This window comes from Caballeronia arationis (assembly GCF_001544975.2).
Classification (GTDB): domain Bacteria; phylum Pseudomonadota; class Gammaproteobacteria; order Burkholderiales; family Burkholderiaceae; genus Caballeronia; species Caballeronia arationis.
Window position 1 is genome coordinate 1 of record NZ_FCOG02000375.1, and the last position, 2084, is coordinate 2084.

Sequence of the window (2084 nt, forward strand, 5' to 3'; positions counted from 1 at the left end):
AGGAACCTTGCTCGCACCTCCTACAACTGCCTGAGTTCGAAAAGTACAAGGCCACCTGATGAACGCCCCGAGGCGTCCACGAACAAAACCCAATTTTGCAGGTCCGACTAAATAGAAGGATAAGCCGGATACCGAGATCAGCCGATACAATATTCACTTCTCGAAGTAAAACGAATCACAATGTTGTTCGCTGGGGCAGCGACGCGTCGGTCTTCATCTCGCGGACCGCTCGATGCGATGCTGCGTAACCGTCGAGAGTGATCGTCGCCGGATCGCGCCACGTCGCGACCAGCGTCTCGCGCACGCGGTCGGATCCAGATTAACCTGCTAGTACTGGCCAATGTCCTCGACCCGAGGACAGCGACCATGTGCTGCAAGTACGACCGCGCCAGTCAAGGCGCCAACCGAATCTCATCAAAGTCGTTCGGTCTGTCCTAGAGAAGGTTCGCGATTGCGACCTTCGCGGTGCCATGGTCATCTGGACCGCTCTGCATTGAGGTGGAGGTTCACGCAAGCTCCTCAAGTCGGGGTAGCCTCCACGACGCAGTTGCTTCCAGCATGCAGCACGCGAGAGAGGCGGAAATCCGATTCCGCCAGCAACACTTCGAACTCTTCGCGCGTCCGCTCACGGCCACCTGGCGCGACCAGCATGTTCAAATCCGAAAACTTCGCGTCGCGGCCTTCGTTCGGCGGCCCGATCAGGTGCTCGATCAGTAGCAAGATTGCATCGGATCGCAGCGCGCGCCTGACGACAGTCAGGATCCGCACAGCATCTTCATCATCCCAGTCATGGATCACCGCGCGCAGCAGACAGGCGTCCGCTCCGTCCGGCACCGACTCGAAGAAGTTACCCTCAACGATGCGGCAGCGGTCAGCAACCCCAGCCTGTTCGAGCAGCGCCGGAGCGGCCGCAATGACATGGGGCTGATCGAACAACACTCCGTGCATATCAGGGTATGCGCCAAGGACTGCCGCAATGAGGCCGCCGTTCCCACCGCCAACGTCCACGATCGTGCGAAAACGCCGGAAGTCGTAAGCCGCTAGGAGAGCAGCGTTGGCCCGCCGGGATAACGAACGCATCGCGCGGTCGAAGACTGCACCCTCTTCGGGGCGGGTCGAGCGATACGTCCACGGATCGATTCCATGGACGTGCCGGAACGCATTCTCACCGGTGCGCACGCTATGCTGCAAGTCGGACCATGCCTCCCAGTGAGATCGCGTCCCGATGAAGGCGGCCCATCCGGTGATCGAGTCACCCACGTCGGAACGTAGGCATTCGCCGATCGGCGTGAGTTCGAAACGATGACCGTCAAGCTCGCGCAGGACATCCGCACTCGCGAGGGCGCGCAGCATACGGTAGAGCGTCGGTGCGTGAGTAGCGGTAAGCGCTGCGAGTTCATCGCTCGTGCGGCAAGCGTCCGCGAGAAGATCGGCGATGCCGAGCGTGGCGGCTACATGAATGGCCTGCGAGACCTGATACCCATCGATCAGGCGACGAATCGCATTTGCGGGGTCTTGATCGTCTTTCATGGGCCTCCTCGCTTGACAACCTACGCCGCAAGCTTTCAGTGAAGCCGCCCGCGGCTCTGACCAATGTACTCCCCGCGTTTGAGTGGCGAACTCTGTCGACGCCCGCTTTACTTCATTCGTTGCCACACAACCTTGGCCGCCCCATAACCGAAGCTGCCCGGCGTGACATGGGTCAATCGATCGCCGTCGATAATGAAGGGACGCCTCTGCACATCCCCGTCCCAGTTGGGAAACGTGCCTCTTTGGATGTGGAAGACAATGACGTGAGCGGCGGTGTCGACCGTGTACATACCGAAGTGAGCCACGTTTCCCTTGGCAATTTCCGCATTCTCGTCAGCGGTTCCTTGCAGCCGGTTGCCCGAAGCGAATTTCGGCAGGTCGGCGCGAACACCGACCAGCGCGTAGCGGCCATCGCTTCCGAACGGGAGAAGGCCTTCGGGATGCGCGCCCAGCTGTTCCACCTCGGTTCCACTCCTAGTGACGGTCAGAGAGACCAGAGACCAAGATCCGGCCAGACTGCTGGGAGATTGCGCGCGAGCCCCGGGCACCGCGGT

The 2084-nt window shown here is 60.7% G+C and carries 2 protein-coding genes and 1 pseudogene; all 3 read right to left on the reverse strand.

The window, feature by feature from the left end:
• Positions 1 to 178 precede the first annotated feature (178 nt).
• A pseudogene (locus AWB81_RS44420) lies at positions 179 to 271 on the reverse strand (IS6 family transposase); the annotation flags it as partial.
• Positions 272 to 519: 248 nt separating this feature from the next.
• The gene (locus AWB81_RS42355; protein WP_062644500.1) at positions 520 to 1530 is read right to left on the reverse strand and encodes a methyltransferase; all 1011 of its coding nucleotides are present in this window, start codon (positions 1528 to 1530) and stop codon (positions 520 to 522) included.
• Positions 1531 to 1637: 107 nt separating this feature from the next.
• Positions 1638 to 2084, reverse strand: a 447-nt coding sequence (locus tag AWB81_RS42360; protein WP_062644501.1) for a lipocalin-like domain-containing protein, incomplete at its 5' end; no start/stop codon positions are given.